The organism is Streptomyces smyrnaeus, from assembly GCF_017676345.1.
GTDB lineage: Bacteria > Actinomycetota > Actinomycetes > Streptomycetales > Streptomycetaceae > Streptomyces > Streptomyces smyrnaeus.
The window spans coordinates 1-23,189 of record NZ_JAFFZM010000017.1; the positions used below are offsets into that span (position 1 = coordinate 1).

The following is a 23,189-nucleotide window of genomic DNA, read 5'->3' on the forward strand; positions in this document are numbered from 1 at the left end:
GCCCCCCGACACGACCCCTCGGCGGCAGCCGAAAAACCAAGGGGGCGTGCCCCCACAACAGGGGCGGCGACAGCCGGAGGGGGACAGGGGGCGGAGCCCCTTATTGGGGGGTGACGTAGGCGGCGGCGATGCCGCCGTCGACCAAGAACTCCGCGGCGTTGACGAACGACGCATCATCACTGGCGAGAAACGCCACCGCCGAGGCGATCTCCTCCGCCTCGGCGAACCGTCCCACGGGGACATGCACCAGGCGGCGCTGCGCCCGCTCCGGGTCCTTGGCGAACAGTTCCTTCAGGAGGGGGGTGTTGACCGGGCCGGGGCACAGCGCGTTCACCCGGATGCCCTCCCGGGCGAACTGGACTCCCAGTTCCCGTGACATGGCCAGTACTCCGCCCTTGGAGGCGGTGTAGCTGATCTGCGAGGTGGCGGCGCCCATCACCGCCACGAAGGAGGCGGTGTTGATGATGGAGCCCCGCCCCTGCGCCCGCATGTACGGCAGTACGGCCTTGCAGCACAGGTAGACCGAGGTCAGGTTGGTGTGCTGCACGCGCTGCCACGCTTCCAGCCCGGTCTCCAGGATCGAGTCGTCGTCGGGCGGCGAGATTCCGGCGTTGTTGAAGGCGATGTCGACGGAGCCGTAGGTGTCGTCGGCGGTGCGGAAGAGCGCCTCCACCTGTTCGGGGTCGGTGACGTCGGCCCGTACGTAGAGCCCTCCGGTTTCCGCGGCGGCAGCCGCCCCACGTTCGGCGTCCACGTCGGCGCAGACGACGTGGGCCCCCTCGGAGGCGAGGCGGCGGGCGGTGGCGAGGCCGATGCCGCTGCCCGCGCCGGTGACGACGGCCGTACGCCCGACCAGGCGGCGGCACAGGGGGGTCTCGGAGTCGGTGACGCTCACTGGCTCTCCTCGGTGCTGATGAAGACGTTCTTGGTCTCGGTGAAGGCGGCGAGGGCGTCGGGGCCGAGTTCGCGGCCGAGTCCGGACTGCTTGTAGCCGCCGAAGGGGGTGGAGTAGCGCACGCTGCTGTGCGAGTTGACGGAGAGGTTTCCGGCGGCGACGGCGCGGGAGACGCGCAGGGCGCGGGCGCTGTCGCGGGTCCAGATGGAGCCGGAGAGGCCGTAGTCGGTGTCATTGGCGAGCCGTACCGCCTCCTCCTCGTCGTCGAAGGGGATGACGACGGCGACGGGGCCGAAGATCTCCTCCACCGCGGCCCGCTCCCCCACGGTGCCCTGCAGCACCGTCGCCGGATACCAGAAGCCGGGGCCTTCGGGGATGCTGCCGCGGATGAGCGCGGGGGCGTCCTCGGGGACGTATCCGCGTACGCGCTCCCGCTGGCGGGCCGAGACGAGGGGGCCCATCGCGGTTCCGGCCTCGGCCGGGTCGCCGGCGCGGAAGGCGTGGACGGCCGGCTCCAGGAGTTCCAGGAACCGGTCGTGGACGGAGCGCTGGACGAGGATGCGGCTGCGGGCGCAGCAGTCCTGGCCGGTGTTGTCGAGGAAGGAGCCGGGGGCGGCGGTCGCGGCGCGCTCCAGGTCGGCGTCGGCGAAGATGATGTTGGGGCTCTTGCCGCCGAGTTCGAGCGTCACGCGTTTCACGGAGGCGGCGCACCGGGCCATGATGCGCTTGCCGACCGCGGTGGAGCCGGTGAAGACCACCTTGGCGACGCGCGGGTGCTCGACCAGCGCGCTGCCGGTGACGGGTCCCTCGCCGGGCAGCACCTGGAAGAGTCCCTCGGGCAGCCCGGCTTCGAGCGCCAGTTCGGCCAGTCGCAGCGCGGTCAGCGGGGTGGTCTCCGCGGGCTTGAGCAGTACCGCGTTCCCGGCCGCCAGCGTGGGAGCGGAGCCCCAGGCGGCGATGGGCATGGGGAAGTTCCAGGGCGCGATGACGGCGACGACGCCCAGCGGTTCGGCGAAGGTGATGTTGACGCCGCCGGCGACCGGGATCTGCCGGCCGGTCAGCCGCTCGACTCCGCCGGCGGAGTAGTCGAGCAGGTCGCGGACGTTGCTCGCCTCCCAGCAGGCGTTGCTCAGCGGGTGCCCGGCCTCGCGCATCTCCAGGACGCCGAGTTCCTCGATGTGCCCGTCGACGACGGAGGCGAACCTGCGCAGCAGCCGGGCCCGGTCGGCGGGCGGCAGTCCGGCCCATTGCGTCTGTGCCGCGGCGGCCCGGCCGACGGCACGGTCGACCTCTTCGGGAGTGGTGACGGGGACGGTGGTGATCAGCTCCTCCGTCGCCGGGTTGACGATGTCGAGCTTCTCGGCCGGTGGTCCGGTGGGCTGCTCTTGCTCGTGCTGCACTGCGGTGACGTCCTAACGTGCGCTCGGAAGACTTACAGGCGTTCGAAGGAGCGGTAGCGCTCCCAGTCCGTGACGGCGGTGTCGAAGGCCCGCTGCTCGACCCGGGCCATGTTGAGGTAGTGGTCCACCACGTCGCTGCCGAACGCGTCCCGGGCCAGTGTGCTGTCCTGCCACAACGCGGCGGCCTCCCGGAGGGTGGTGGGTACGTGCGCGGCGTCACCGGTGTAGGCGTTGCCGGTGCAGGCGGCCGGGAGCTCCAGCTCGTTGTCGATGCCGTGCAGTCCGGCCGCGATCATCCCGGCGACGGCCAGATAGGGGTTGACGTCGCCGCCCGGTACCCGGTTCTCCAGCCGGTGTCCGGGGCCGTGGCCGATGACCCGTAGCGCGCAGGTGCGGTTGTCGGGTCCCCAGGCGACGGCGGTGGGGGCGAAGGAGCCGGGCTGGAACCGCTTGTAGGAGTTGATGTTCGGGGCGTACAGCAGGGTGAGTTCGCGCAGTGCGGCGAGCTGTCCGGCCAGGAAGTGCCGCATCAGGGGCGCCATGCCGTGCTCGCCCTGTTCGTCGGCGAGGACGGCGCGGCCTTCCTCGTCGCGGAGCGAGAGGTGGATGTGGCAGGAGTTGCCCTCGCGTTCGTCGTACTTGGCCATGAAGGTGAGCGCCCGGCCCTCCTGCGCGGCGATCTCCTTGGCACCCGTCTTGTAGATGACGTGCTGGTCGCAGGTGGTGAGCGCGTCGGCGTAGCGGAAGGCGATCTCGTGCTGGCCCAGGTTGCACTCGCCCTTGGCCGATTCGACGACCATGCCGGCCGCGGCCATCTCGTTGCGGATCCGGCGCAGCAGGGGCTCGACGCGTCCGGTGCCGAGGATGGAGTAGTCGACGTTGTACTGGTTGGCGGGGGTCAGGCCCCGGTAGGCGCTGTCCCACGCCTGCTCGTAGGTGTCCTGGAAGACCATGAACTCCAGCTCGGTGCCGACGTAGGCGTGCCAGCCTCGTTCGGCCAGCCGGTCGAGCTGGCGTTTGAGGATCTGCCGTGGCGAGGCGACCACGGGTGACCCGTCGTGCCAGGCCAGGTCCGCGGTGAGCAGCGCGGTGCCCGGGTTCCAGGGCAGGTGGCGCAGCGTGGCGGTGTCGCCGTGCATGGCGAAGTCGCCGTAGCCGCGCTCCCAGGAGGACATCTCGTAGCCGTCGACGGTGTTGAGCTCCACGTCGACCGCGAGCAGATAGTTGCAGCCCTCGGTGCCGCCGTCGAGTACGTCGCTGAGGAAGTGGGGGGCGGCGAACCGCTTTCCCTGGAGGCGTCCTTGCATATCGGTGAAGGCCAGGACGACGGTGTCGATCTCGCCCGCGTCGACGAGTCTCCTCAGTTCGGCCACGGCGAGCGGTGGTGTGCGGTCTGCCACGGGTGGGCCTCCTGTCGGTCCGCGGAAGCCATAAGGTATCCGTACAGACCTTTGAAACGGAAGAGGGTCGTTCGAAACGGGAGAGGGTGCCATGCCGCAGGAGGACAGGCTGGCCACGGTGCTGCGTACCGTACATGCGGGCAACGGGTTCGAAGAGGCGCTGGAGCAGATCCTGCAGATCGTCCGGCTGGGTCTGGTCGCCGAGGGCGAACGGCTGCCCGCCGAACGGGAGCTGGCCGAACGGCTCGGTATCAGCCGGGTCACCCTGCGGGAGGTGCTCAAGGTGCTGGCCGAGCAGGGCGTGGTGGAGAGCAGGCGCGGCCGGTACGGCGGCACCTTCGTGCTCCCGCAGCCGGTCACCGGCGGATCCCAGGACGCCGCGCCCGTACGGGTGCGGCTCCCGGCAGGCGCCCCGGACCTGGCCGACACCCTCGCCTTCCGCGAGGTCCTGGAAGCGGGCGCCGCCGAGTTGTGCGCCACCCGCGGCCTGTCGGCGGCGGAGTCCGCACGGCTGCGCGAGGCGCTGGACGCCACCCGGGAGGCGACGCCCGGCAACTACCGAAGACACGACACCCTGCTGCATCTGACCCTGGTCGAGCTGGCCGGCTCCCCCTCGCTGACCGCGCAGTACGCCGCCGTACGAGCGAAGCTGAACGACCTGCTGAACCGCATCCCGCTGCTGGTGCGGAACCTGGAGCACGCCCAGCAGCAGCACGCGGCGCTGGTGGCCGCCGTGCTGGAGCAGGACGGCGAGGGCGCCCGGGCCATCGCCCGCGAGCACTGCGCCGGCACGGCCTCCCTGCTGCGGGGCTTCCTCGCCTGAGGCGGGCCGGCACCAGCCGTCCTGCCCGCCCGCTGTGTGCCGAATTGCCGCTTGTGGTTACAGCTCCTTCATGCACAAGGGTTGCGCCCGGCTGCCTTCGGCCACAAAGGTGTGCCAGCACACCAATGGCTGACGGCGGGAGTGTGGCACATGTCCGAACAGTCCGAGTCCCCCACCCGGGGCGGCGCTCCGGGACCCCCCGGAACCCCCGGCATCCCGGCGCCCCGGCCCGATCAGGACGCGGCCTATCTGGAGCGCCGTGCGCTGCGGCGCGGTAGCGCGGGGCCGCTGCTGCTGACCGGGCTCGGTGTCGCCTACGTCGTCTCCGGCGACTACTCCGGCTGGAACGCCGGCCTGGCCGAGGGCGGCTTCGGCGGTCTGGCCGTCGCCGCCGTCCTGATGGGCCTGATGTACACCTGCATGGTCTTCGCGCTGGCCGAACTGTCCGCCATCCTGCCCACGGCAGGCGGCGGTTACGGCTTCGCACGGCGCGCCCTGGGCCCCTGGGGCGGCTTTTTGACCGGCACCGCCATCCTCATCGAGTACGTTCTCGCACCGGCCGCCATCGTCTGCTTCATCGGCGACTACATCGAATCGCTCGGGCTGTTCGGACTCGAATCCGGCTGGCCCGTCTATCTGGTCTGCTTCGCCCTCTTCATCGGCGTCCACCTGTGGGGGGTCGGCGAGGCCCTGCGCTTCTCGCTCGTGGTGACCGCCGTCGCCGTCGCCGCGCTGCTGGTCTTCGTCCTCGGCGCCCTCACCGAATTCCACACCAGCGCGCTGAACGACATCCCCGTGGACCACGACGCGTTCGGCGCCGGCTCCTGGCTGCCGTTCGGCCTGCTCGGCATCTGGGCGGCGTTCCCGTTCGGCATGTGGTTCTTCCTCGGCGTCGAGGGCGTGCCGCTGGCCGCCGAGGAGACCCGCGACCCCGCCCGTACGCTGCCGAAGGCCATGGCCTGGTCGATGGGCATCCTGTTGCTGCTCGCGCTGCTGACCTTCGTGTCCGCCACCGGGGCACGCGGCTCGGCGGCCATCCAGGACGTCGGCAACCCGCTGGTCGAGGCCCTGCAGCCGGACGGCAAGGCGACCGTGCTCTCCCGCGTCGTCAACTACGCGGGCCTGGCCGGCCTGGTCGCCTCGTTCTTCTCCCTCATCTTCGCGGGCTCCCGTCAGCTGTTCGCCCTCTCCCGGGCCGGCTACCTGCCCCGCTTCCTCTCCCTCACCAGCCGCCGCAAGTCGCCCTACCTCGGTCTGCTGCTCCCCGGCGCGCTGGGCTTCGCGCTGGCCGCGAGCAGCGGCGACGGCGCCACGATGCTCAACATCGCCGTCTTCGGCGCCACCATCTCCTACGCCCTGATGTCCCTCTCCCACATCGTGCTGCGCAAGCGCGAGCCCCATCTGGACCGTCCGTACCGCACCCCCGGCGGCGTACTCACCTCCTCCGTCGCCCTGATCCTGGCGCTGGCGGCGCTGGTGGCCACCTTCCTGGTCGACAAGCAGGCAGCATTGATCGCGCTGGCGGTCTACGCGGTGGCGATCGCCTACTTCGCCCTCTACTCCAGGCACCGCCTGGTGGCAGCCGCTCCCGAGGAGGAGTTCGCCGCACTGGCGAAGGCGGAGGAAGAACTCAAGGACTGACGGACCGCCGCCGGACGAGCCCGTACCGCAGCACAACGACAGCGAAGCGCCCTCGGCGAAGGAGAACCGTGGCACCACCCCTCATCGGCATCACCACCTACCTGGAGCCCTCGGCCCGCTGGGGCGACTGGGACCTTCCCGCAGCCCTCCTCCCGGCGGGCTACCACCGCATGGCGCAGCAGGCGGGCGCCCGTGCGGTGCTCCTCCCGCCCGACGACGATCCCGCGGCAGCGGCCGAGATCCTCTCCCGCCTCGACGGCCTGGTCACGGCGGGCGGCCCCGACATCGACCCGGCCCGCTACGGCGCCGACCGTCACCCCCGCACCGGCCCGGCGTACCCCGCGCGCGACGCCTGGGAGCTCGCCCTCACCCGCGAGGCCCTGGCGCGGCGCGTGCCGCTGCTGGCGGTCTGCCGGGGCATGCAGCTGCTCAATGTGGCCCTGGGCGGCACCCTGGTCCAGCATCTGCCCACCGCGGACGCCCATCGCACGGCCCGAGGGGTCTTCGGCCCCCACGACGTCTCCCCCGTCCCCGGCTCCCTGCTCGCCAAGGTCCTGGAGAACGAGGAAACCGTCTCCGTGCCCACCTACCACCACCAGGCGGTGGCCACCCTCGGCGAAGGCCTCACAGCCACCGCCCACGCCACCGGGGACGACACCGTCGAGGCCCTCGAACTGTCGGACGCCGACCACTTCGTACTCGGCGTCCAATGGCACCCCGAGGCGGGCGAGGACCTCCGGCTGATGCGGGCCTTCGTCAGCGCGGCGGCTACCGGCTCGGGCGGGTGAGAGCCAGCAGACGACGCGCGGGTCCGGCGGGCCGGGCCCCGCGGGGCCACACCGCCCGCAGCGCCCGGCCCGGTACCGGGCCGTCCACCGCCACCTCGATCAACCGCCGCGCCGACAGTTCCTCGCCCACCGCGAGTTCGCTGAGCACGGCCGGGCCCGCGCCGCTGACTGCCGCCGCCTTGACGGCGGTGGTGGAGGCCAGTTCCAGCAGCGGCGGCGCCAGCCCGCCGTGCTCGGCGAGCGCGGCGTCGAGGACCTGCCGCGTACCGGAGCCCGGCTCCCGCAGCACCAGCCCGGTTCGGGCCAGTTCGGCGAGCGCCACCGGCTCGCGGCGCCGCGTCCAGGGGTGGCCGGGCGCGGCGACGACGAGCAGCCGGTCGCGTGCGATGACGGTGCCCTCCAGTCCGGGCGGCACCCCCAGCCCCTCCACGAAACCGAGGTCGGCCTCCGCGTCGAGGACCATTCGGGCCACGGCCGCGCTGTTGCCGGCGCGCAGCGAGACGGCGGTGTCCGGCCGCTCGGTACGCAGCGCGATCAGCCAGCCGGGCAGCAGATACTCGGCGATCGTCATGGAGGCGGCGACGGTCAGCCGCGAGTCGCGCCGGTCGCGCAGCGCGCCGACGCCCGCGTCGAAGGCCTCGGCCGACTCCACGATGCGCCGGGCCCAGTCGGTGACCAGCGCACCGGCCGCCGTCAGCCGCGAGCCGCGCGGGGAGCGCTCCAGCAGGGTGACGCCCAGCATCCGTTCCATGGAGCGGATGCGGCCGCTGGCGGCGGGCTGGCTCACGCCCGTCTCGCGCGCGGCCCGCCCCAGGCTGCCGAGCCGGGCGACGGCAAGCAGCAGCTCCAGCGCTCCCAGGTCCGGCACCCGGTGTGCCAGGCCACCCCCCGTACCCTCCGCATCAGCCATAGGTTCAGCTTATGCCTCCATAGGGAGATACTCCCTGGTCGCCGCCCCTGTTCCACAGGAGCGTAGGGACATGACCGCACCCGTACGCACCACCGGCGTCCGTCCGGCAGACCCACCGGCCACCGCGCCGGACCCGCACATCGCGGCGGGCCCGCCCGGCGGCACCGCGGCGACCGACACCGGCGCCCGTCCGGCCCGGCTGCGCGAGCTGGGCCCGAACTGGTACGCGGCGGTGATGGGCACCGCCGTCGTCGCCACCGCCGGAACCACGCTGCCGGAACACCCGCCGCACGCCGCACTTGCCGGCGTCTGGGCGCTGGCGGCGGTGGCGCTGGTGGTGCTGCTGGCGGCGCGCGCCGGGCACTGGCTGCGCCACCGCCACCGGGCCCGTGAGCAGCTGCTCGATCCCGCGGTCGCCCCGTTCCAGGGCTGCCTGGCGATGGCTCTGCTGGCCGTCGGCGGCGGGGCGACCGCGCTGAAGGTGCCGGGGGCCGTGGCTATCGGCGCGGCGCTGTGGGTGGCCGGGACGGCGGTGGGGCTGGTGGCGGCGGTCGGCGTGCCGTATCTGATGATCGCCCGGCACGATGTGGCGCCGGGCAGCGCGAGCCCGGTGTGGCTGCTGCCGGTGGTGGCGCCGATGGTCTCCGCCGCACTGGGCCCGCCGCTGGCGGCACATCTGCCCGCGGGCCCGCCCGGACAGGCGCTGCTGCTGGGCTGCTTCGCCCTGTTCGGGATGAGCCTGCTGGCCACGCTGCTGATACTGCCGCTGGTGCTCTCGCGGCTGGTCCACCACGGCCCGCTGCCGCTGCCGATGACACCGACGCTCTTCCTGGTGCTCGGGCCGCTGGGGCAGTCGACGACGGCGCTGGGCAACCTCGCCGATGCCGCCCCCGGCGACTTCGCGTCGCTGTCGGTGCTCTACGGGGTGCCGGTGCTCGGGTTCGCCCTGCTGTGGCTCGCGCTGTCCGCCGCGCTGGTGGGGCGGGCCGCACGGCGGGGAATGGGGTTCTCCCTGACCTGGTGGGCGTTCACCTTCCCCGTCGGCACCTGTGTGACGGGGGCCGCGGCGGTGTGGCGGCACACCGGGGCCGAAGCGTTCGGCTGGCTGGCGGTGGTGCTGTACGTCCTGCTGGTCGCCGCCTGGGCGACGGCTGCCGTCCGCACCGTGGCCGGGCTGGTCAGCGGAGCGCTGCTCGCACCGCGGAGGCGAGCACCTGCGGAGCCTCTACCAACGAGGGCCCGTACCAGGTGAGATGGCGGCCGCTGCACAGCGCGGCAGGGGTGTGGGGGAATGCTTCCGGTCCGTCCTCGGCGGTGAAGCGGTACGGCTCGTCCGGCAGTACGACCAGCTCGGCGCTGCCCCGCTCGGACAGCTTCGCCATCGGTACGCGCGGATAGCGTTCGTCGTGTGCGGCGTAGACGTTGTGCACGCCGAGGTGGGCCAGCAGCGCACCGGCGAAGGTGTCCCGGCCCAGCACCATCCACGGCTTGCGCCAGATCGGTACGACAGCGCGGACGTCGAACTCCGCGCGGGCCTCGGCCCACGCGGTCTCGGCCGCGTCGAGCCAGGCGGGGCGCGGCAGGGCGCAGCCCTCGGTCAGTACCCGGTGCAGTTCGCCGAAGCCCTGCTCCAGTGTGCGGATCTCGGTCACCAGCACCCGCAGCCCCGCGGCGCGCAGGGCACGCAGATCCTCGGGGCGGTTCTCCTCCTCGTTGGCGAGCACGAGATCCGGAGCGAGGCCGACGACGGCCGCGAGGTCGGGGTTCTTGGTGCCGCGCACCCTGGTGACCTGAAGATCCGCCGGATGTGTGCACCAGTCGGTCGCTCCGACCAGCAGCTCGGGCGCGGTGGCCGCCACCGCCTCGGTGAGCGACGGGACGAGCGACACGACGGAACGGCGAGTCATACGCAGCACCCTACGGGGTCCTGGGCCGGGCGACGCGGCGTGCGGGACGGCAGCACGCCAGGGAGGTGACGATCCGACCGATCCGTTTCGGTAAGAGGTGAAACGGTACCTCTCCTGGCATGGTCAGCATCGGGTACTTTCTTGCGTGCGAGGAATTCGGGCCACAGGAACTGGTTCGCCAGGCGCGGATGGCCGAGGAGGCGGGCTTCCAGCGGCTGTGGATCTCCGACCACTTCCACCCGTGGACGGACGCCCAGGGCAACAGCCCCTTCGTGTGGTCCGTCATCGGAGCGCTCTCCCAGGTCACCTCCCTGCCGGTGGGCACTGCCGTCACCTGTCCCACCTTCCGTATGCACCCGGCCATCGTCGCACACGCCGCGGCCACCGCCGCCGTGCAGATGGAGGGCCGTTTCACCCTCGGGGTCGGCAGCGGCGAAGCCCTCAACGAACATGTGCTGGGGCACCAGTGGCCGCCGGCGCGCGAGCGGCTGGAGCGGCTGGAGGAGGCCGTGGAGATCATCCGGCTGCTGCACCGGGGAAAGCGCACCACCTTCCGCGGCACCTTCTACCGGGTCGACGAAGCCCGCCTCTACACCGTCCCGGACGAGCCGGTACCGATCTCCGTCTCCGCGTTCGGCCCCAAGGCGACCGATCTCGCCGCACGGATCGGCGACGCCTTCTGCACCGCCTCACCCGACGCCGAACTGGTCGAGCGCTACCGCTCGGCGGGCGGCGGGAAGCGCCCCGTTCAGGGCGGGATGAAGGTGTGCTGGGCACCCAGCGAGCAGGAGGGGCTGGATACGGCCCACCGGTTGTGGGCCAACGAACTGCTGCCGGGTCAGTTGCCGTCCACCCTCACCCGTCAGAAGGACTTCGCGGCCGCCGCCTCCCTGGTGCCCCGGGAGGCGGTGGCCGAGCAGATGGTGTGCGGCCCCGACCCGGCGCGGCACCGCGCGCGGGTGCAGCAGTACGCCGACGCCGGGTTCGACGAGGTGTACGTCCAGCAGATCGGCGGCCGGCACGAGGAGTTCTTCCGCGTCTGGCAGGACGAAGTGCTGCCGGCCTTTCACCGGGGCTGAGGCCTCCCTCCCGTGCCCGGCCCGTGGAGGGGGCGGGCACGGGACGGTCTCACTCCCGCTCCCAGGGCCACCGGGCGGCTTCCCCCTCGCTCAGCAGCGCCATCATGGTGAACAGCTTGTCGGAGAAGCCCCCGATCTCGTACCGGTTGGGGCGCGAGGTGTCCAGCGCGGACGGCGCGTACCCGGAGGTGTTGACGCCGAACAGCGGCACGGACTCCGGCACCGCCTCGGAGACCGAGACGCCACGTGCCCCGTTCCCCGGGTAGCGGAACGCCTGCATGTCCGAGATGATCACGACCCGGTCGTGCCCGTCGTAGGTCGCGCGCAGCGCCGCCACCGTCTCGGTGCCGTAGCCGACCTCCCCCAGCCGGGAGCGGAAGGCCTCGATGCTCGGGAGGACCGAGCCACCGCGGGCCGGCTCGTGCCGGAAGTGGCCGTTGGCGAACCCGTACATGTCCACCTGCTCGCCCCGCTGCGCGAGCACGGCGCCGAACAGCGCTCCCACGTCCGCGTGCGTGACGCTGGAGCGGGCCGAGACCGCGCCCTGCATGGAGCCCGAGGAGTCGACGAGCAGCAGCGTACGGCCGGGCAGCGGCGGGACGTTGGCGGTGGAGGCGGCCAGTGCCTGCTCCAGCGCGTACGCCCAGCGCAGCGACGGCGCGGCGCGGTAGGCGGACAGGAACCGGTACGGGAACTGCCGCGAGCGGGCGATCTGCTCCCGGTCCCGCAGCCGGTCGACGACCTGCTGCGCCGCCTCGTCCGAGACGCCGACGCGGTCGAAGTTGCGCAGGTTGCGCAGCTGCGCCATCAGCCCCATCGAGGGCAGTACGGCTTCCCAGGCGGCCGCGTCCATCGGGCCCTGGAGCCAACCGGCCAGCGCCTCCCAGGTCATCCCGGCACGGGCGAGGACGGCGGGGCCGTCCGACCGGGTGGGCACGAGCTGCCGGTCGACGACGGGAAGGGCCATCAGCTCGGCGCGGGCCGCCACGGTCGGCAGGGCCTCGGGGACCTGTGCGTCGCGGCCGTGCCTGCGGTCGAGCGCGTGCCGGAACAGCTCGCCCTGCCACGGCTTGTCCGGGTCGGGGGCGGCGTGCGTCAGCTCCAGTACGTCGCCGAACCGGAAGGCGTGGCTGTCGGTGTCGTACTTCAGCAGCGCCTTCTCGGTGTAGAGCCGGCGCACCGCGTCCCCGAGGCCCCGCTTGACGGGCTTGGGCACGGCGCGGCCGAACGTGGCGGTCCAGTAGGCGAGGAACTCGCCGGGCTCGTCCGCGCGTCGGCAGGCGGCGGCCACGATCTCGCGGTTGCCGCCGTGCTTGCCCTCGGCCAGTCGTGCCCACACGGCGTGCGCGGCGGCGACCAGCGAGGCGGAGCGCATCTGCGCCTCGTCGCGCAGCCAGGCCACGAAGCGGGCCGTCCAGGCCCCGTCGTCGACGGCGACGGTGTGCACGAGGTCCGCGTACCGGTTGTCGCGCTCGGTGGCCGACTCGTAGAAGGTGTCCTCGCCGACCATGTTGACCACGGCGAGCAGTACCAGCTCGGACTTGGCATCGCGTACGTAGGCCTTGCCGCCCTCATGGGTGACGGTCAGGGCGTTACGGGCATGCGTGTGCTGCCGGTTGAACTTGCTCATGATTCCCCCGAATCGCGGTGCGGTGTCGTGGAACGGCATGCGCCCCGGGAGGAATCGGGCGTGCGGCATGCCGGAAGCGCCCGAGGTCATGAGACGGACGACGGCCGGTTCAAGGTGAGTGAAGTATCCGTCGTCCACGCACCGGGCGCTCCGGTGGGTGCCGAGCACGCCTCCCGAGATCGGATGCGACGACGGCGTTCAGGATTCGAACCTGTTCAACCAGAGAAGTAACCGTCGTCTGCGCACCGGGAGGTGCGTTCGTTCACGTCTACGACGGTAGGGCGTGACCGGCGGCGCGTCATATGGATTTCCGACCGCCGACCACGCAGCGGCCCCGGCAGCGCGTGTGATGCGCGTGCCGGGGCCGCTGCGTGGTTGCGTGGTGCCGGGTGCGACGGCGACGGGCCGTCACACGGAGGGCGTCACTCGACCGGTGCCAGCTTGTCCTCCAGGCCCGGCCGGGAGTCCAGCCAGGTGCGGACGGATTCCTTCTCGTTCCCCTTGCCGCCCTTCTGGATGGCGGCTTCCAGGGAGCCGAGGTCCTTCTCGGACATCTTGAAGTCCTTCAGCCAGCCGTGCAGCTCGGGGAATTCCTTCTTGAAGCCCTTCTTGGCGGTGACATGGATCCGGTCGCCCTTGCCCCAGGAGCCCTTGGGGTCCTTGAGCTTGTTCATCGGGTACTTGCTGTAGACCCAGTGCGGCGACCAGGTGGTGGCCACGATCGGCTTCTTCTGCTTCACCGACTTGTCCACCGCGGAGAGCATGGAGGAGGTGCTGGAGGAGACGACCTTGTACTCCTTGTCCAGCCCGTAGTCCTTGAGCACCCGCTTGAGGATCTTCATCTCGCCCGCGCTGGACTCGATCCCGGTGATCTTCCCGCCGAACAGCTCGCTCCTGCCCTTGAGGTCCGCCAGCGAGTCGACACCCTTGACGTAGGACGGCACGGACAGCTCCAGCGACGTGGGACCGTACCAGGAGCCCAGATCGGTGAGCTTGTCCTTGTACTTGCGCCAGTACTGCTCATGGGTGGTGGGCAGCCAGGCGTCCGTCTGGAAGTCCAGCTGGCCCTGGGACAGCGCCGTGTAGAGCGGGCCCGGGTCGAGCTGTTTGACCTTCGGCTTGTAGCCGCGGTCCTCCAGGATGTTCTGCCACAGGTAGGTCGTGGCGATGGCCTCGTCCCAGGGGAAGTAGCCCATGTCGACGGTCTTGCCCGCGCCCTTGCCCTGCTTCTGCTGACCACCGGGCACCGGCACCATCTTGTCGAGGAAGCCGGGGCGGGCCTTCAGCCACTCCTTGACGGCCTGCTGCTCCTGGCCCTTGGGCGCGCTTTGGATCCTGTCCTCCAGGGAGGTCAGCTGCTTCTCCGTCAGGTGGAAGTTCTTCAGCCAGTGGGCCACCACCGGGTTGTCCTCGGCGAAGCCCTTCCGGCCGACGTTGTAGAGCTTCTCGCCCTTTCCGAAAGCGCCCTCGGGGTCCTTCAGCTTGGTCAGGTCGTACTTGTTGTACGCCCAGTGCGGGGACCAGAGCGTGACGACGACCGGCTCCTTCTGCTGGATGGAGCGCTTCAGCTCCGACAGCATGGAGGAGGTGCTGGAGGAGACGACCTTGTACTCGCCCTCCAGGCCGTACTCCTTGAGGACCTTGTCCTTGAGGATCTTCATCTCACCGGCGCTGGACTCGATGCCGATGATCTTGCCGTCGAACTTCTTGCCCTGCCCCTTGAGGTCCGCGAGGGACCTGACCCCCTTGACGTAGGACGGCACGGACAGCTCCAGCGAGGTCGGGCCGTACCAGTCGCCCAGCTTCTCCATCTTGGAGCCGTACTTGTCCCAGTACTGCTGGTGCGTGGTGGGCAGCCAGGCGTCCGTCTGGAAGTCGGTCTGCCCCTGCGCCAGGGAGGTGTAGAGGGGGCCCGCGTCCAGCTGCTTGAGGCTGGGCTCGTAGCCGCGCTGCTCCAGCGCCTCCTTCCACAGATAGGAGGTGGCGATGCCCTCGTCCCAGGGGATGTAGCCCATCTTCAGCTGCTTGCCCTTGCCGACGTCGGTGCCGGACGCGGCCTGCGCGTCGGAGCCCGAGCTCGCCAGGTTCAGGCCGCCGGCGGCCAGCGCCAGCACGAGGACACCGGAGAGCGCGACGACCGTGCCGGGCTTGTAGCGGACGAAGCGCATCCGGCCCATCATGGCGGTGGCCTTCGCCGCGGCACGGCGGCCGAGGGGCGAGACCCGCACATTGAGGGCACCGGTCATCCGGTCCAGATACATGGCCAGGATGACGACGGCGATGCCGGACTCGACGCCCAGACCGATCTGCACCTGGGTGACGGCGGCGTAGACGCGCTCGCCGAGCCCCGGCGCACCTGCCATACCGGCGATGACGACCATCGAGAGCGCCAGCATGATGACCTGGTTGATACCGGCCATGATCGTCGGCAGGGCCAGCGGGAACTGCACCCGGGTGAGGGTCTGCTTGGGGCTGGTGCCGAACGCGTCGGCGGCCTCCACCAGCTCGCTGTCGACCTGCCTGATGCCCAGCTCGGTCATCCGGACGCCGGGCGGCATCGAGAAGATGATCGTCGCCAGCAGACCGGGAGTGGTGCCGACGGAGAAGAACATCACGCCGGGGATGAGGTAGACGAAGGCCGGCATCGTCTGCATCACGTCGAGGACCGGGCGCACGGCGGCGCTGACGGACTTGCTGCGGGCGGCCCAGATACCGGTCGGCACCGCGAAGACGACGGTGATGACGGCGGCGGCCAGGACGAGCGACAGCGTGGACATCGCGTCGTCCCACAGACCGAAGGAGTCGATCAGCAGGAATCCGGCGAAGCCGACGACGCCCGCGAGGAGGCCGCGCAGCCAGAACGCGACGACGGCGAAGATACCGGCCAGCAGCAGCGGCTCGGCGCCGCCCAGGACCATGTTGATCCCGTCGTAGAGCCCGGTCAGCACCGTGTTGATGACATCGAAGAGCCAGCCGAGGTGGGTCTGCAGCCAGTCGACGGCGGTCTCGACCCAGTTGCCGGGGTGGAACTCAGGCATGTGCGCTCACCTCGTTCCCGTTCCGGGCTCCGGCGGGCGGTGCCACCCGGGGCTCCTCGGCCAGCGCGGTGAGCAGCCGTTCGCGGTCGATGACGCCGACGGGGGCGCCCGAGGCGTCGGTGACGACCAGCGGCTGCTCGCTGGTGGCGAACGGGGTGAACAGCTCGGCGAGCGGGGTCCCGGTGGTGACGGTGGTCGCGCCCTCGGGCACGCCGCCGTCGGCCAAGGCCGGGGCGCCGCTCTCGGCGTCCCGCATGATCGCGCCCGCGGTCAGCACCCGGGAGCGGTCCACGTCCTGGATGAAGGAGGCGACGTAGTCGGTGGCGGGCCGCACCAGGATGTCCTCGGCGGTGCCTGTCTGGACGATCCGGCCGTCCCGCATCACGGCGATGCGGTCGCCGAGGCGCATGGCCTCGTTCAGATCGTGGGTGATGAAGACGATGGTCTTGTGCAGGGTCTTCTGCAGCTGCAGCAGCTGGTCCTGCATGTCGCGGCGGATGAGCGGGTCCAGGGCGCTGAAGGACTCGTCCATCAGCAGCAGGTCGGCGTCGGTGGCCAGCGCGCGGGCCAGTCCGACGCGCTGCTGCATACCGCCGGACAGCTCGTCGGGCCAGGAGCCCTCCCAGCCCTTGAGGCCGGCCAGCTCCAGGGCCTCGGTGGCGCGCCGCTCACGCTCCTCGCGCGGTACGCCCTGCACCTCCAGGCCGTAGGCGGCGTTCTCCAGCACGCTGCGGTGGGGGAAGAGCGCGAAGTGCTGGAAGACCATGCTGATCTTGTGGGCCCGCACCTGGCGCAGTTCGCGCGGACGGAGTGCGGTCAGGTCCTCACCGTCGAACAGGACGCGGCCCGACGTGGGTTCGAGAAGGCCGTTGAGCATGCGCAGCAGCGTGGACTTACCGGAGCCGGAGAGGCCCATGACCACGAATATGTGCCCCTCCTGCACCTCGAAGGAGGCATCGATCACGGCCGCGGTGGTGCCCTGGGCACGCAGTTCGTCGCGGTCCGTACCGGCTTCCAGCTGGGCTACTGCCTGGTCGGCTCTTCTCCCGAACACTTTGTACAGGCGCTCGGCTCTCAGCCTGGACACATTCACCCTCTTGACTCGACAACAGTTACCCCGGCACCCCCCTGCCTCGCCATGGAGCGCTGTAATTCGCTGCAAACGGCGCATACCAGAAAGATGAAGCCTACATCAATAGAGTGACGGCAGACCGCCCCTCCTCCCAGGGGCAGCTCCGGACCAGGAGCGAAACCCTTGTAGCGCCCAAAAGGGGCGACATCACCCAAATAGCACGAATGCAGGTCGAAGCGACCACCCGGCGTGCCCTGTCGGTGCCGTACGGCATCATCGGCTCGTGACCATCACCACAGCGAACACATCCGACGCAGCAGGCGGAGCGCATGCCGGGGACGACCGCCGACTGATGCTCCTGGACACCGCCTCGCTCTACTTCCGGGCGTACTTCGGCGTCCCGGAGACGGTCCGCGCACCGGACGGGACCCCGGTCAACGCCGTGCGCGGGCTGCTCGACTTCATCGCCAGACTCGTCCAGGACCACCACCCCGCAGCGCTGGTCGCCTGCATGGACGCCGACTGGCGCCCCCAGTGGCGGGTGGAGCTGATCCCCTCCTACAAGGCGCACCGCGTCGCCGAGGAGATCGCGGACGGCCCGGACGAGGAGGAGACCCCCGACACACTGGGCCCGCAGATCCCGGTGATCGAGCAGGTCCTCGATGCGATCGGGCTGGCCCGGCTGGGTGTGGCGGAGTACGAGGCCGACGATGTGATCGGCACCCTGGCGACCCGCGCCACCGGACCGGTCGACGTCGTCACCGGCGACCGCGACCTGTTCCAGCTCGTCGACGACACGCGCGGCGTACGGGTGCTCTACCCCGTCAAGGGCGTCGGCAGCCTGGACGTCTACGACGGTGCCGCACTGCGCGCCAAGTACGGCGTGGACGGGTCCGGGTACGCGGACCTGGCCGTCCTGCGCGGCGACCCCAGCGACGGCCTCCCGGGGGTGCGCGGCGTCGGCGAGAAGACGGCCGCGAAGCTGCTGGCCGAGTACGGCGATCTGGCCGGTATCCGTGCCGCGGCGGCCGACCCGGTCTCCCGGCTCACCCCCGCCCAGCGCACGAAGTTCAAGGAGGCCGCCGCCTACCTCGACGTCGCCCCCACCGTGGTGCGGGTGGCCCGGGACCTCCCCCTCCCGGATGTCGACCTCACCCTGCCGCGGACACCGCGCGACCCGGAGCGGCTGGAGGAGCTGGCCGGGCGATGGGGGCTGGGCGGCTCGCTGCGCCGGCTGCTGGAGGTCATGGCGGGCTGATCTTTCCCGCCGCGGTCTGTTAGCTTAGGTATACCTAAGTTTCCCCGTGTCCAGGGAGGCCCCGTGCCAGAACGCCCGGCCCGTCCAGCCCGCAACAAGCCGCAGCTGCACCGCGCGCGTGTGGTCCGTACCGAGCAGCTGACGCCGCACATGGTGCGCATCGTCCTCGGGGGCGAGTCCCTGGCGGGCTTCCCGGCCGGCGAGTACACCGACCACTACGTCAAGCTGCTGTTCCCCGCCCCCGGTGTGCGCTACCCGGAGCCCTTCGACATCGCGCAGATCCGTGCCGAGCTGCCGCGCGCGCAGTGGCCCTCGATGCGGACGTACACCGTCCGCGCCTGGGACCCCGAAGCGCTGGAGCTGACCATCGACTTCGTCGTCCACGGCGACGAGGGGCTGGCCGGGCCGTGGGCCCGCTCCGCCGCCGTCGGCGACGAAGTCCGGTTCCTCGGCCCGGGCGGCGCCTATGCGCCGAGCCCGGAGGCCGACTGGCACCTGCTGGCCGGTGACGAGAGCGCGCTTCCCGCCATCGCGGCCGCCCTGGCCCGGATGCCCGCCGGGGCCACCGTGCGGGCGCTCATCGAGGTCGCCGGGCCCGAGGAGGAGCAGCCGCTTCAGGCCCCGCCCGGCGCCCGGGTGCGCTGGCTGCACCGAGGCGCCGACCCGGTGGGTGCCCGCCTCGTGCCGGCCGTCCGCGAACTGGAGTTCCCCCCTGGACGGGTGCACGCCTTCGTCCACGGCGAGGCCGGTTTCGTCAAGGAGCTCCGCGGCCATCTGCGGCTGGAGCGGGGCATCGAACGCGAGCAGCTGTCCATCTCCGGCTACTGGCGGCTCGGCGCCGACGAGGACGGCTGGCAGGCCGCCAAGAAGGAGTGGAACGCACGCGTCGAGGCCGAGCAGGAGCGCCAGCCCGTCGCCTGAACGGACAACCGGCCCCGCCGGTCGGCAGCGGGGCCGGAAGGCAAGGTCAGCGAGGCTCCAACGGGCCCCGCGGACAGTGCCGGGGCCCCGTCACGGGGTTGCAGCGCACGGCGCGGTCCGGGTCGCCCGGCAACTCGGCGACGTAGTCGGACCCGTAGCGGGCCGCGAGCCCGGGGACCGGGAAATCGGTGCTCACCATCTGCGCCCCGGACGAGAGCGCGTCGCGCAGCATTCCGGTGTCCCCGCTCCGCGCCTGGTCCAGCGGCACATCGGACCGGGTCCGCACGAAGAAGCCGCGCCGCACCAGATCGCGGATGACGGCCTTGTTGGCGCCCCTGGGATCGTTCACCTTCATGAAGGCCGCGTCCGGCCGCCCCGGTTCGGAGTCGGTGAACAGCACACGCCCCTGCAGACTCTCGCGTCCTGAGGCGCGGTAGGCGTCCTGGATCTCCTGGTCGTCGTTGTCCATGAAGAACATGACCTGCCCCCGGGTGTCCCGCACCTTCGGCCAGCCGTGGCGCAGCACGGACTGCTCCAGCGTCCGGCCGGGGCGCCGGATGTCGTCCGGCGTGACGGTCTCCTCGTCGGGGAAGACGGACCGGATCTCCTTGTCCAGCGCGTCCAGCATCGCCGTGTCCCACGGCGGGCTCTTGGCGCCGCCCTGCTCCTCCAGCCGGGGGTCGGTCTGCTTCAGCTCCAGCAGGATCGGTACGGCCACATGGCCGGGCCGGCTGTCGGACCACTTCTTGACCTGGCGCAGACAGCCGCGCAGGGTCGCACAGGTGGAGCGGTAGTCGAAGTCCGCCCAGTGCAGCACCTTGAAGCCGGGCTTGTTCAGCTCCGGGTCGTCGAGCGGGGGCAGCCCGGCACGCTTGCGCAGCAGCGGGTCGGCGTACAGGCCGCCTTCGGGGTCGGGGAAGACATCCAGTTCGATGCCCCGAGCGCGCTGGCGCTCGAACTGGACGGGGAGCGTGGAGTGGCTGTAGAGCAGCGTCTGCCAGTTGGGGTCGTACTGGGACATCAGGTTCTGCTCGGCGTGCGAGGTGGTCTCGCGGTGGTAGCTGTTGTGCGTGGCCATCGCCTGGAGCTGGGTCAGCCGCAGGTCCCCCGCCGGGTCGCGGTGCCCACGCCCGGCCGCGGTGTCCGGCTGGGCGGTGGCGGCCGTGGACGAGAGCGCCGCGACCGCGGCGAAGGCGGTCACGGCGCAGGCCCAACGGCGGATCAAGGATCCGGCTCTGCCGGTACTGCTCGTACGCACTTGGCCCCCTGTCGGGTTCGGGATACGCGCGGGTCGCGCACCAGACGGACACTGCCGGGCCCGTACTGCGCCCCGGTGCCCGGCAGTTGACGCGGGCTTGAACATCCCGCCCGCCGCGGCGACCGTCAATACCGCCTCGGGGCGGACAGGACGACAGAGCGAGCGACGGGAGGGACAGGAGGACAGCAAGAACCCTCGCGGACACCGCTGTCCGCGAGGGTCGGGGCCGGGCGCCCGCGTTCTCACCCCACGCTGGAGTACGCCACCACGCCCCGCAGCATCCCGTCGATCGCCCTGCGGGCGTTCCTGGGCACCGTGCCGGCCTCCGGTGCCGCGGCGGCCAACTGACCGAGGACATCGATGACCTGCTTGCACCAGCGCACGAAGTCACCGGCGGGCATCTCGGCCTCGCGCAGCACCTCGTCGAGACCCTGACCGTCCGCCCAGCGATAGGCGGCCCAGGCGAAGCCCAGGTCCGGCTCGCGCTGGCCGACGCCCTCGGTGGCGGTGATGCGGTGTTCCTCCTCGAGCGCGTCCAACCGCCCCCAGATCCGCACCATCTCGCCGAGTGCCGCCCGCGCCCGGCCGCCGGGCAGCTTGGGCGGCAGCGCGTCGTCGTTGCTGCGGGCCTCGAAGACCAGCGCGGAGACACAGGCGGCCAGCTCGGCGGGCGGCAGCCCCTCCCACACCCCCTCGCGCAGGCACTCCGAAGCGAGCAGATCCAGCTCGCCGTAGAGCCTGGCCAGCACCCGTCCGTCCTCGGTGACGTGGTCGCCCGAGAGATAGCCGAGCTCCGACAAGAGTGCGTACACCCGGTCGAAGGTCCGGGCGATCGTGTTCGTCCGGCCCTCGATACGCCGCTCCAGCTGGCGGGTGTCGCGCTTGAGCCGGTGATAGCGCTCGGCCCAGCGGGCGTGGTCCTCACGCTCGTCGCAGCCGTGGCAGGGGTGCTGGCGGATGGCCTTGCGCAGCCGATCGATCTCGGGGTCGTCCGCGGCGGCCGACCGCTGCTTGCGGTGCCGCTCGGGCACGTAGTGGCCCGCCTTGCTGCGCAGCGCGGAGGCCAGATCCCGCCGGGACTGGGGGCTGCGCGCGTTGAACGACTTGGGAATGCGCATCCGCTCCAGCGGCTCGACCGGCACCGGGAAGTCGATCGCGCCCAGCCGCTTGACCTGCCGCTGCGCCGTCAGCACCAGCGGTCGCGGGCCCTCGTTCCCCGCCGTCCCGTCGTATCCCCTGCGCGGCCCGCCGCCGCGTCCGCCGCTCACCCCCGGGTCCAGCACCAGCGCCAGACCCGCGTACTTGCCGGTGGGCACATGGATGACATCGCCGGGCTTGAGCTTCTCCAGCGCCGCGGCTGCCTGCGCCCGGCGCTGGTTGGCGCCCTGTTTGGCCAGCTCCGTCTCGCGGTCCTTGAGCTCCCTGCGCAGCCGCGCGTACTCCTCGAAGTCACCCAGATGGCAGGTCATGGAGGCGTGGTAGCCCGCCATGCCCTCCTCGTTCTTCTGCACCTGCCGGGAGATGCCGACCACCGAGCGGTCCGCCTGGAACTGCGCGAACGACGTCTCCAGCAGCTCGCGCGAGCGGTGCCTGCCGAACTGCGAGACGAGGTTCACCGCCATGTTGTACGACGGCTTGAACGACGACCGCAGCGGATACGTACGCGCACCGGCGAGCCCGGCGAGCGCGCCCGGGTCCATACCGCGCTGCCACAGCACGACGGCATGGCCCTCGATGTCGATACCGCGCCGCCCCGCACGCCCGGTCAGCTGCGTGAACTCACCCGGGGTGATGTCGGCGTGCTGCTCGCCGTTCCACTTGACCAGCTTCTCCAGGACCACGGAACGGGCCGGCATGTTGATGCCCAGGGCCAGCGTCTCGGTGGCGAAGACGGCCTTGACCAGACCGCGCACGAACAGCTCCTCGACCACCTCCTTGAAGGTGGGCAGCATGCCCGCGTGGTGCGCGGCGATGCCCCGCTCCAGCCCCTCCAGCCACTCGAAGTAGCCCAGGACGTGCAGGTCCTTGTCGGGGATGTCCGCGGTGCGCTCCTCGACGATCTCCCGGACCCGGGCGCGGGCGGCGTTGTCGTTGAGCCGCAGGCCGGAGTAGAGGCACTGCTGGACGGCGGCCTCGCAGCCCGCGCGGCTGAAGATGAAGGTGATGGCCGGGAGCAGCCCCTCCGAGTCCAGCCGGTCGATCACCTCGGGCCGGCTGGGCGTCCAGATCCGGGCACGCTGGCGGCGCTCCCGCTCGCGGTCGGCCTCCCGCTGGGGGCGGCCCCGGCGCCGGTCGCGCCCGTTGCCGACCCGGCTGTTCTCCATCCGGGCCATCCGCACCAGGTCGGGGTTGACCTCGCGCTTGTCGCCGGACTCCTCGAACAGGTCGTACATCCGGCGGCCGGCCAGCACATGCTGCCACAGCGGCACCGGGCGCTCCTCGGAGACGATCACCTGGGTGTCACCGCGCACCGTGTCCAGCCAGTCACCGAACTCCTCCGCGTTGGAGACGGTGGCCGACAGCGAGACGATGGTGACCGACTCGGGAAGGTGGATGATCACCTCTTCCCAGACGGCGCCCCGGAAGCGGTCCGAGAGGTAGTGGACCTCGTCCATGACGACATAGCCCAGGCCGAGCAGGGACTTCGATCCGGCGTAGAGCATGTTCCGCAGCACTTCGGTCGTCATCACGACGATGGGTGCCTCGGAGTTCACGCTGTTGTCGCCGGTCAGCAGCCCGACCTTGGCCGCCCCGTACCGCTTGACGAGATCGCTGAACTTCTGGTTGGACAGCGCCTTGATCGGGGTCGTGTAGAAGCATTTGCGGCCCTGGGTGAGGGCCAGGTGGACGGCGAACTCGCCCACGATGGTCTTGCCGGAGCCGGTCGGCGCCGCGACCAGCACACCCTTTCCTGCTTCGAGGGCTTGGCACGCCTCGATCTGGAAGGGGTCCAGATCGAAGTCGTACAGGTCACGGAAGGGCGCGAGAGCGGTGGCCTGGTCGGCGGCACGCTTACGCGCCGCCGCATACCGCTCCGCGGGGGACAGATCCTCGGTCATCGTGTCTACGAGCCTACCGGCCGCCTCTGACACTCTCACGATCTTTACCGGCCCATGGAGCCGATCCCCGACTCGGGCCGGGGCCGACCGGCCGGTGTGGACCGGCCGTG

The 23,189-nt window shown here is 71.3% G+C and carries 17 protein-coding genes; 7 read left to right on the forward strand and 10 right to left on the reverse strand.

What is annotated here, in order from left to right; genetic code table 11:
- Positions 1 to 100 precede the first annotated feature (100 nt).
- From JW613_RS25345 to JW613_RS25355, 3 genes are read right to left on the reverse strand one after another with little or no spacing between them, the layout of a single operon-like run.
- On the reverse strand, positions 101 to 895 hold the full coding sequence (locus JW613_RS25345; RefSeq protein WP_209213233.1) for a 3-oxoacyl-ACP reductase: 795 nt from the start codon (positions 893 to 895) through the stop codon (positions 101 to 103).
- A complete protein-coding gene (locus JW613_RS25350; RefSeq protein WP_209213234.1) occupies positions 892 to 2,295 on the reverse strand; it encodes an aldehyde dehydrogenase family protein in 1,404 nt (467 codons plus the stop codon). The genes JW613_RS25345 and JW613_RS25350 overlap by 4 nt, the downstream gene beginning before the upstream one ends.
- A gap of 32 nt (positions 2,296 to 2,327) precedes the next feature.
- Complete coding sequence (locus JW613_RS25355) at positions 2,328 to 3,695, reverse strand: glutamine synthetase family protein (protein ID WP_209213235.1); 1,368 nt, start codon at positions 3,693 to 3,695, stop codon at positions 2,328 to 2,330.
- A 91-nt stretch (positions 3,696 to 3,786) separates the two neighbouring features.
- Between JW613_RS25355 and JW613_RS25360 the strand changes: the two genes are divergently transcribed.
- The 3 genes from JW613_RS25360 (at position 3,787) to JW613_RS25370 (ending at position 6,947) form a co-directional block, all read left to right on the forward strand.
- A complete protein-coding gene (locus tag JW613_RS25360) occupies positions 3,787 to 4,518 on the forward strand; it encodes a FadR/GntR family transcriptional regulator (protein WP_209213236.1) in 732 nt (243 codons plus the stop codon).
- Between the two features lie 150 nt (positions 4,519 to 4,668).
- A complete protein-coding gene (eat, locus tag JW613_RS25365) occupies positions 4,669 to 6,159 on the forward strand; it encodes an ethanolamine permease (protein ID WP_209213237.1) in 1,491 nt (496 codons plus the stop codon).
- Positions 6,160 to 6,227: 68 nt separating this feature from the next.
- Entirely contained in the window at positions 6,228 to 6,947 is a 720-nt protein-coding gene (locus JW613_RS25370; RefSeq protein WP_209213238.1) for a gamma-glutamyl-gamma-aminobutyrate hydrolase family protein, read from the forward strand.
- Here the strand turns inward: JW613_RS25370 and JW613_RS25375 are convergent.
- A complete protein-coding gene (locus JW613_RS25375; RefSeq protein WP_209213239.1) occupies positions 6,928 to 7,857 on the reverse strand; it encodes a LysR family transcriptional regulator in 930 nt (309 codons plus the stop codon). The two genes, JW613_RS25370 and JW613_RS25375, sit on opposite strands and share 20 nt — an antisense overlap.
- Positions 7,858 to 7,927: 70 nt before the next feature.
- Between JW613_RS25375 and JW613_RS25380 the strand changes: the two genes are divergently transcribed.
- Positions 7,928 to 9,109, forward strand: coding sequence for an SLAC1 family transporter (locus tag JW613_RS25380; RefSeq protein WP_209213240.1), 1,182 nt, complete (start codon positions 7,928 to 7,930; stop codon positions 9,107 to 9,109).
- Here JW613_RS25380 and JW613_RS25385 read toward each other — a convergent pair.
- Entirely contained in the window at positions 9,036 to 9,764 is a 729-nt protein-coding gene (locus JW613_RS25385; RefSeq protein WP_209213241.1) for a helical backbone metal receptor, read from the reverse strand. The genes JW613_RS25380 and JW613_RS25385 overlap by 74 nt on opposite strands.
- 119 nt (positions 9,765 to 9,883) lie before the next feature.
- Here JW613_RS25385 and JW613_RS25390 point away from each other — a divergent pair, with 119 nt between their 5' ends.
- Complete coding sequence (locus JW613_RS25390; RefSeq protein ID WP_209213242.1) at positions 9,884 to 10,843, forward strand: TIGR03557 family F420-dependent LLM class oxidoreductase; 960 nt, start codon at positions 9,884 to 9,886, stop codon at positions 10,841 to 10,843.
- A gap of 49 nt (positions 10,844 to 10,892) precedes the next feature.
- Here JW613_RS25390 and JW613_RS25395 read toward each other — a convergent pair whose 3' ends face one another.
- From JW613_RS25395 to JW613_RS25405, 3 genes are all read right to left on the reverse strand, one after another.
- Positions 10,893 to 12,473: a TROVE domain-containing protein gene (locus tag JW613_RS25395; protein ID WP_209213243.1), complete on the reverse strand. Its 1,581-nt coding sequence runs from the start codon at positions 12,471 to 12,473 to the stop codon at positions 10,893 to 10,895.
- Between the two features lie 422 nt (positions 12,474 to 12,895).
- Positions 12,896 to 15,511 carry an ABC transporter permease/substrate binding protein gene (locus tag JW613_RS25400; RefSeq protein ID WP_209213244.1) on the reverse strand — a complete coding sequence of 872 codons (2,616 nt, stop codon included), beginning with the start codon at positions 15,509 to 15,511 and terminating at the stop codon, positions 12,896 to 12,898.
- Entirely contained in the window at positions 15,504 to 16,598 is a 1,095-nt protein-coding gene (locus JW613_RS25405) for a quaternary amine ABC transporter ATP-binding protein (RefSeq protein ID WP_209213245.1), read from the reverse strand. Before JW613_RS25405 ends, JW613_RS25400 begins: the two co-directional genes overlap by 8 nt.
- 337 nt (positions 16,599 to 16,935) lie before the next feature.
- Here JW613_RS25405 and JW613_RS25410 point away from each other — a divergent pair, with 337 nt between their 5' ends.
- Together JW613_RS25410 and JW613_RS25415 are read left to right on the forward strand one after the other, a co-directional pair.
- On the forward strand, positions 16,936 to 17,841 hold the full coding sequence (locus JW613_RS25410) for a 5'-3' exonuclease (RefSeq protein WP_209213388.1): 906 nt from the start codon (positions 16,936 to 16,938) through the stop codon (positions 17,839 to 17,841).
- A 63-nt stretch (positions 17,842 to 17,904) separates the two neighbouring features.
- Positions 17,905 to 18,762: a siderophore-interacting protein gene (locus JW613_RS25415; RefSeq protein WP_209213246.1), complete on the forward strand. Its 858-nt coding sequence runs from the start codon at positions 17,905 to 17,907 to the stop codon at positions 18,760 to 18,762.
- A gap of 46 nt (positions 18,763 to 18,808) precedes the next feature.
- Here the strand turns inward: JW613_RS25415 and JW613_RS25420 are convergent, their stop codons facing one another.
- Together JW613_RS25420 and JW613_RS25425 are read right to left on the reverse strand one after the other, a co-directional pair.
- The gene (locus JW613_RS25420; RefSeq protein WP_245226280.1) at positions 18,809 to 19,987 is read right to left on the reverse strand and encodes a phosphatidylinositol-specific phospholipase C1-like protein; all 1,179 of its coding nucleotides are present in this window, start codon (positions 19,985 to 19,987) and stop codon (positions 18,809 to 18,811) included.
- A 275-nt stretch (positions 19,988 to 20,262) separates the two neighbouring features.
- The gene (locus JW613_RS25425) at positions 20,263 to 23,079 is read right to left on the reverse strand and encodes a DEAD/DEAH box helicase (protein ID WP_209213247.1); all 2,817 of its coding nucleotides are present in this window, start codon (positions 23,077 to 23,079) and stop codon (positions 20,263 to 20,265) included.
- Positions 23,080 to 23,189 lie beyond the last annotated feature (110 nt).

Bases quoted from the DNA above. Each gene is read 5' to 3' on its own strand.
- JW613_RS25360 (WP_209213236.1), top strand. From the start codon at position 3,787: ATGCCGCAGGAGGACAGGCTGGCCACGGTGCTGCGTACCGTACATGCG.
- eat (WP_209213237.1), top strand. From the start codon at position 4,669: ATGTCCGAACAGTCCGAGTCCCCCACCCGGGGCGGCGCTCCGGGACCC.
- JW613_RS25375 (WP_209213239.1), bottom strand. From the start codon at position 7,857: ATGGCTGATGCGGAGGGTACGGGGGGTGGCCTGGCACACCGGGTGCCG.
- JW613_RS25380 (WP_209213240.1), top strand. From the start codon at position 7,928: ATGACCGCACCCGTACGCACCACCGGCGTCCGTCCGGCAGACCCACCG.
- JW613_RS25385 (WP_209213241.1), bottom strand. From the start codon at position 9,764: ATGACTCGCCGTTCCGTCGTGTCGCTCGTCCCGTCGCTCACCGAGGCG.
- JW613_RS25390 (WP_209213242.1), top strand. From the start codon at position 9,884: ATGGTCAGCATCGGGTACTTTCTTGCGTGCGAGGAATTCGGGCCACAG.
- JW613_RS25395 (WP_209213243.1), bottom strand. From the start codon at position 12,473: ATGAGCAAGTTCAACCGGCAGCACACGCATGCCCGTAACGCCCTGACC.
- JW613_RS25400 (WP_209213244.1), bottom strand. From the start codon at position 15,511: ATGCCTGAGTTCCACCCCGGCAACTGGGTCGAGACCGCCGTCGACTGG.
- JW613_RS25410 (WP_209213388.1), top strand. From the start codon at position 16,936: ATGCTCCTGGACACCGCCTCGCTCTACTTCCGGGCGTACTTCGGCGTC.
- JW613_RS25425 (WP_209213247.1), bottom strand. From the start codon at position 23,079: ATGACCGAGGATCTGTCCCCCGCGGAGCGGTATGCGGCGGCGCGTAAG.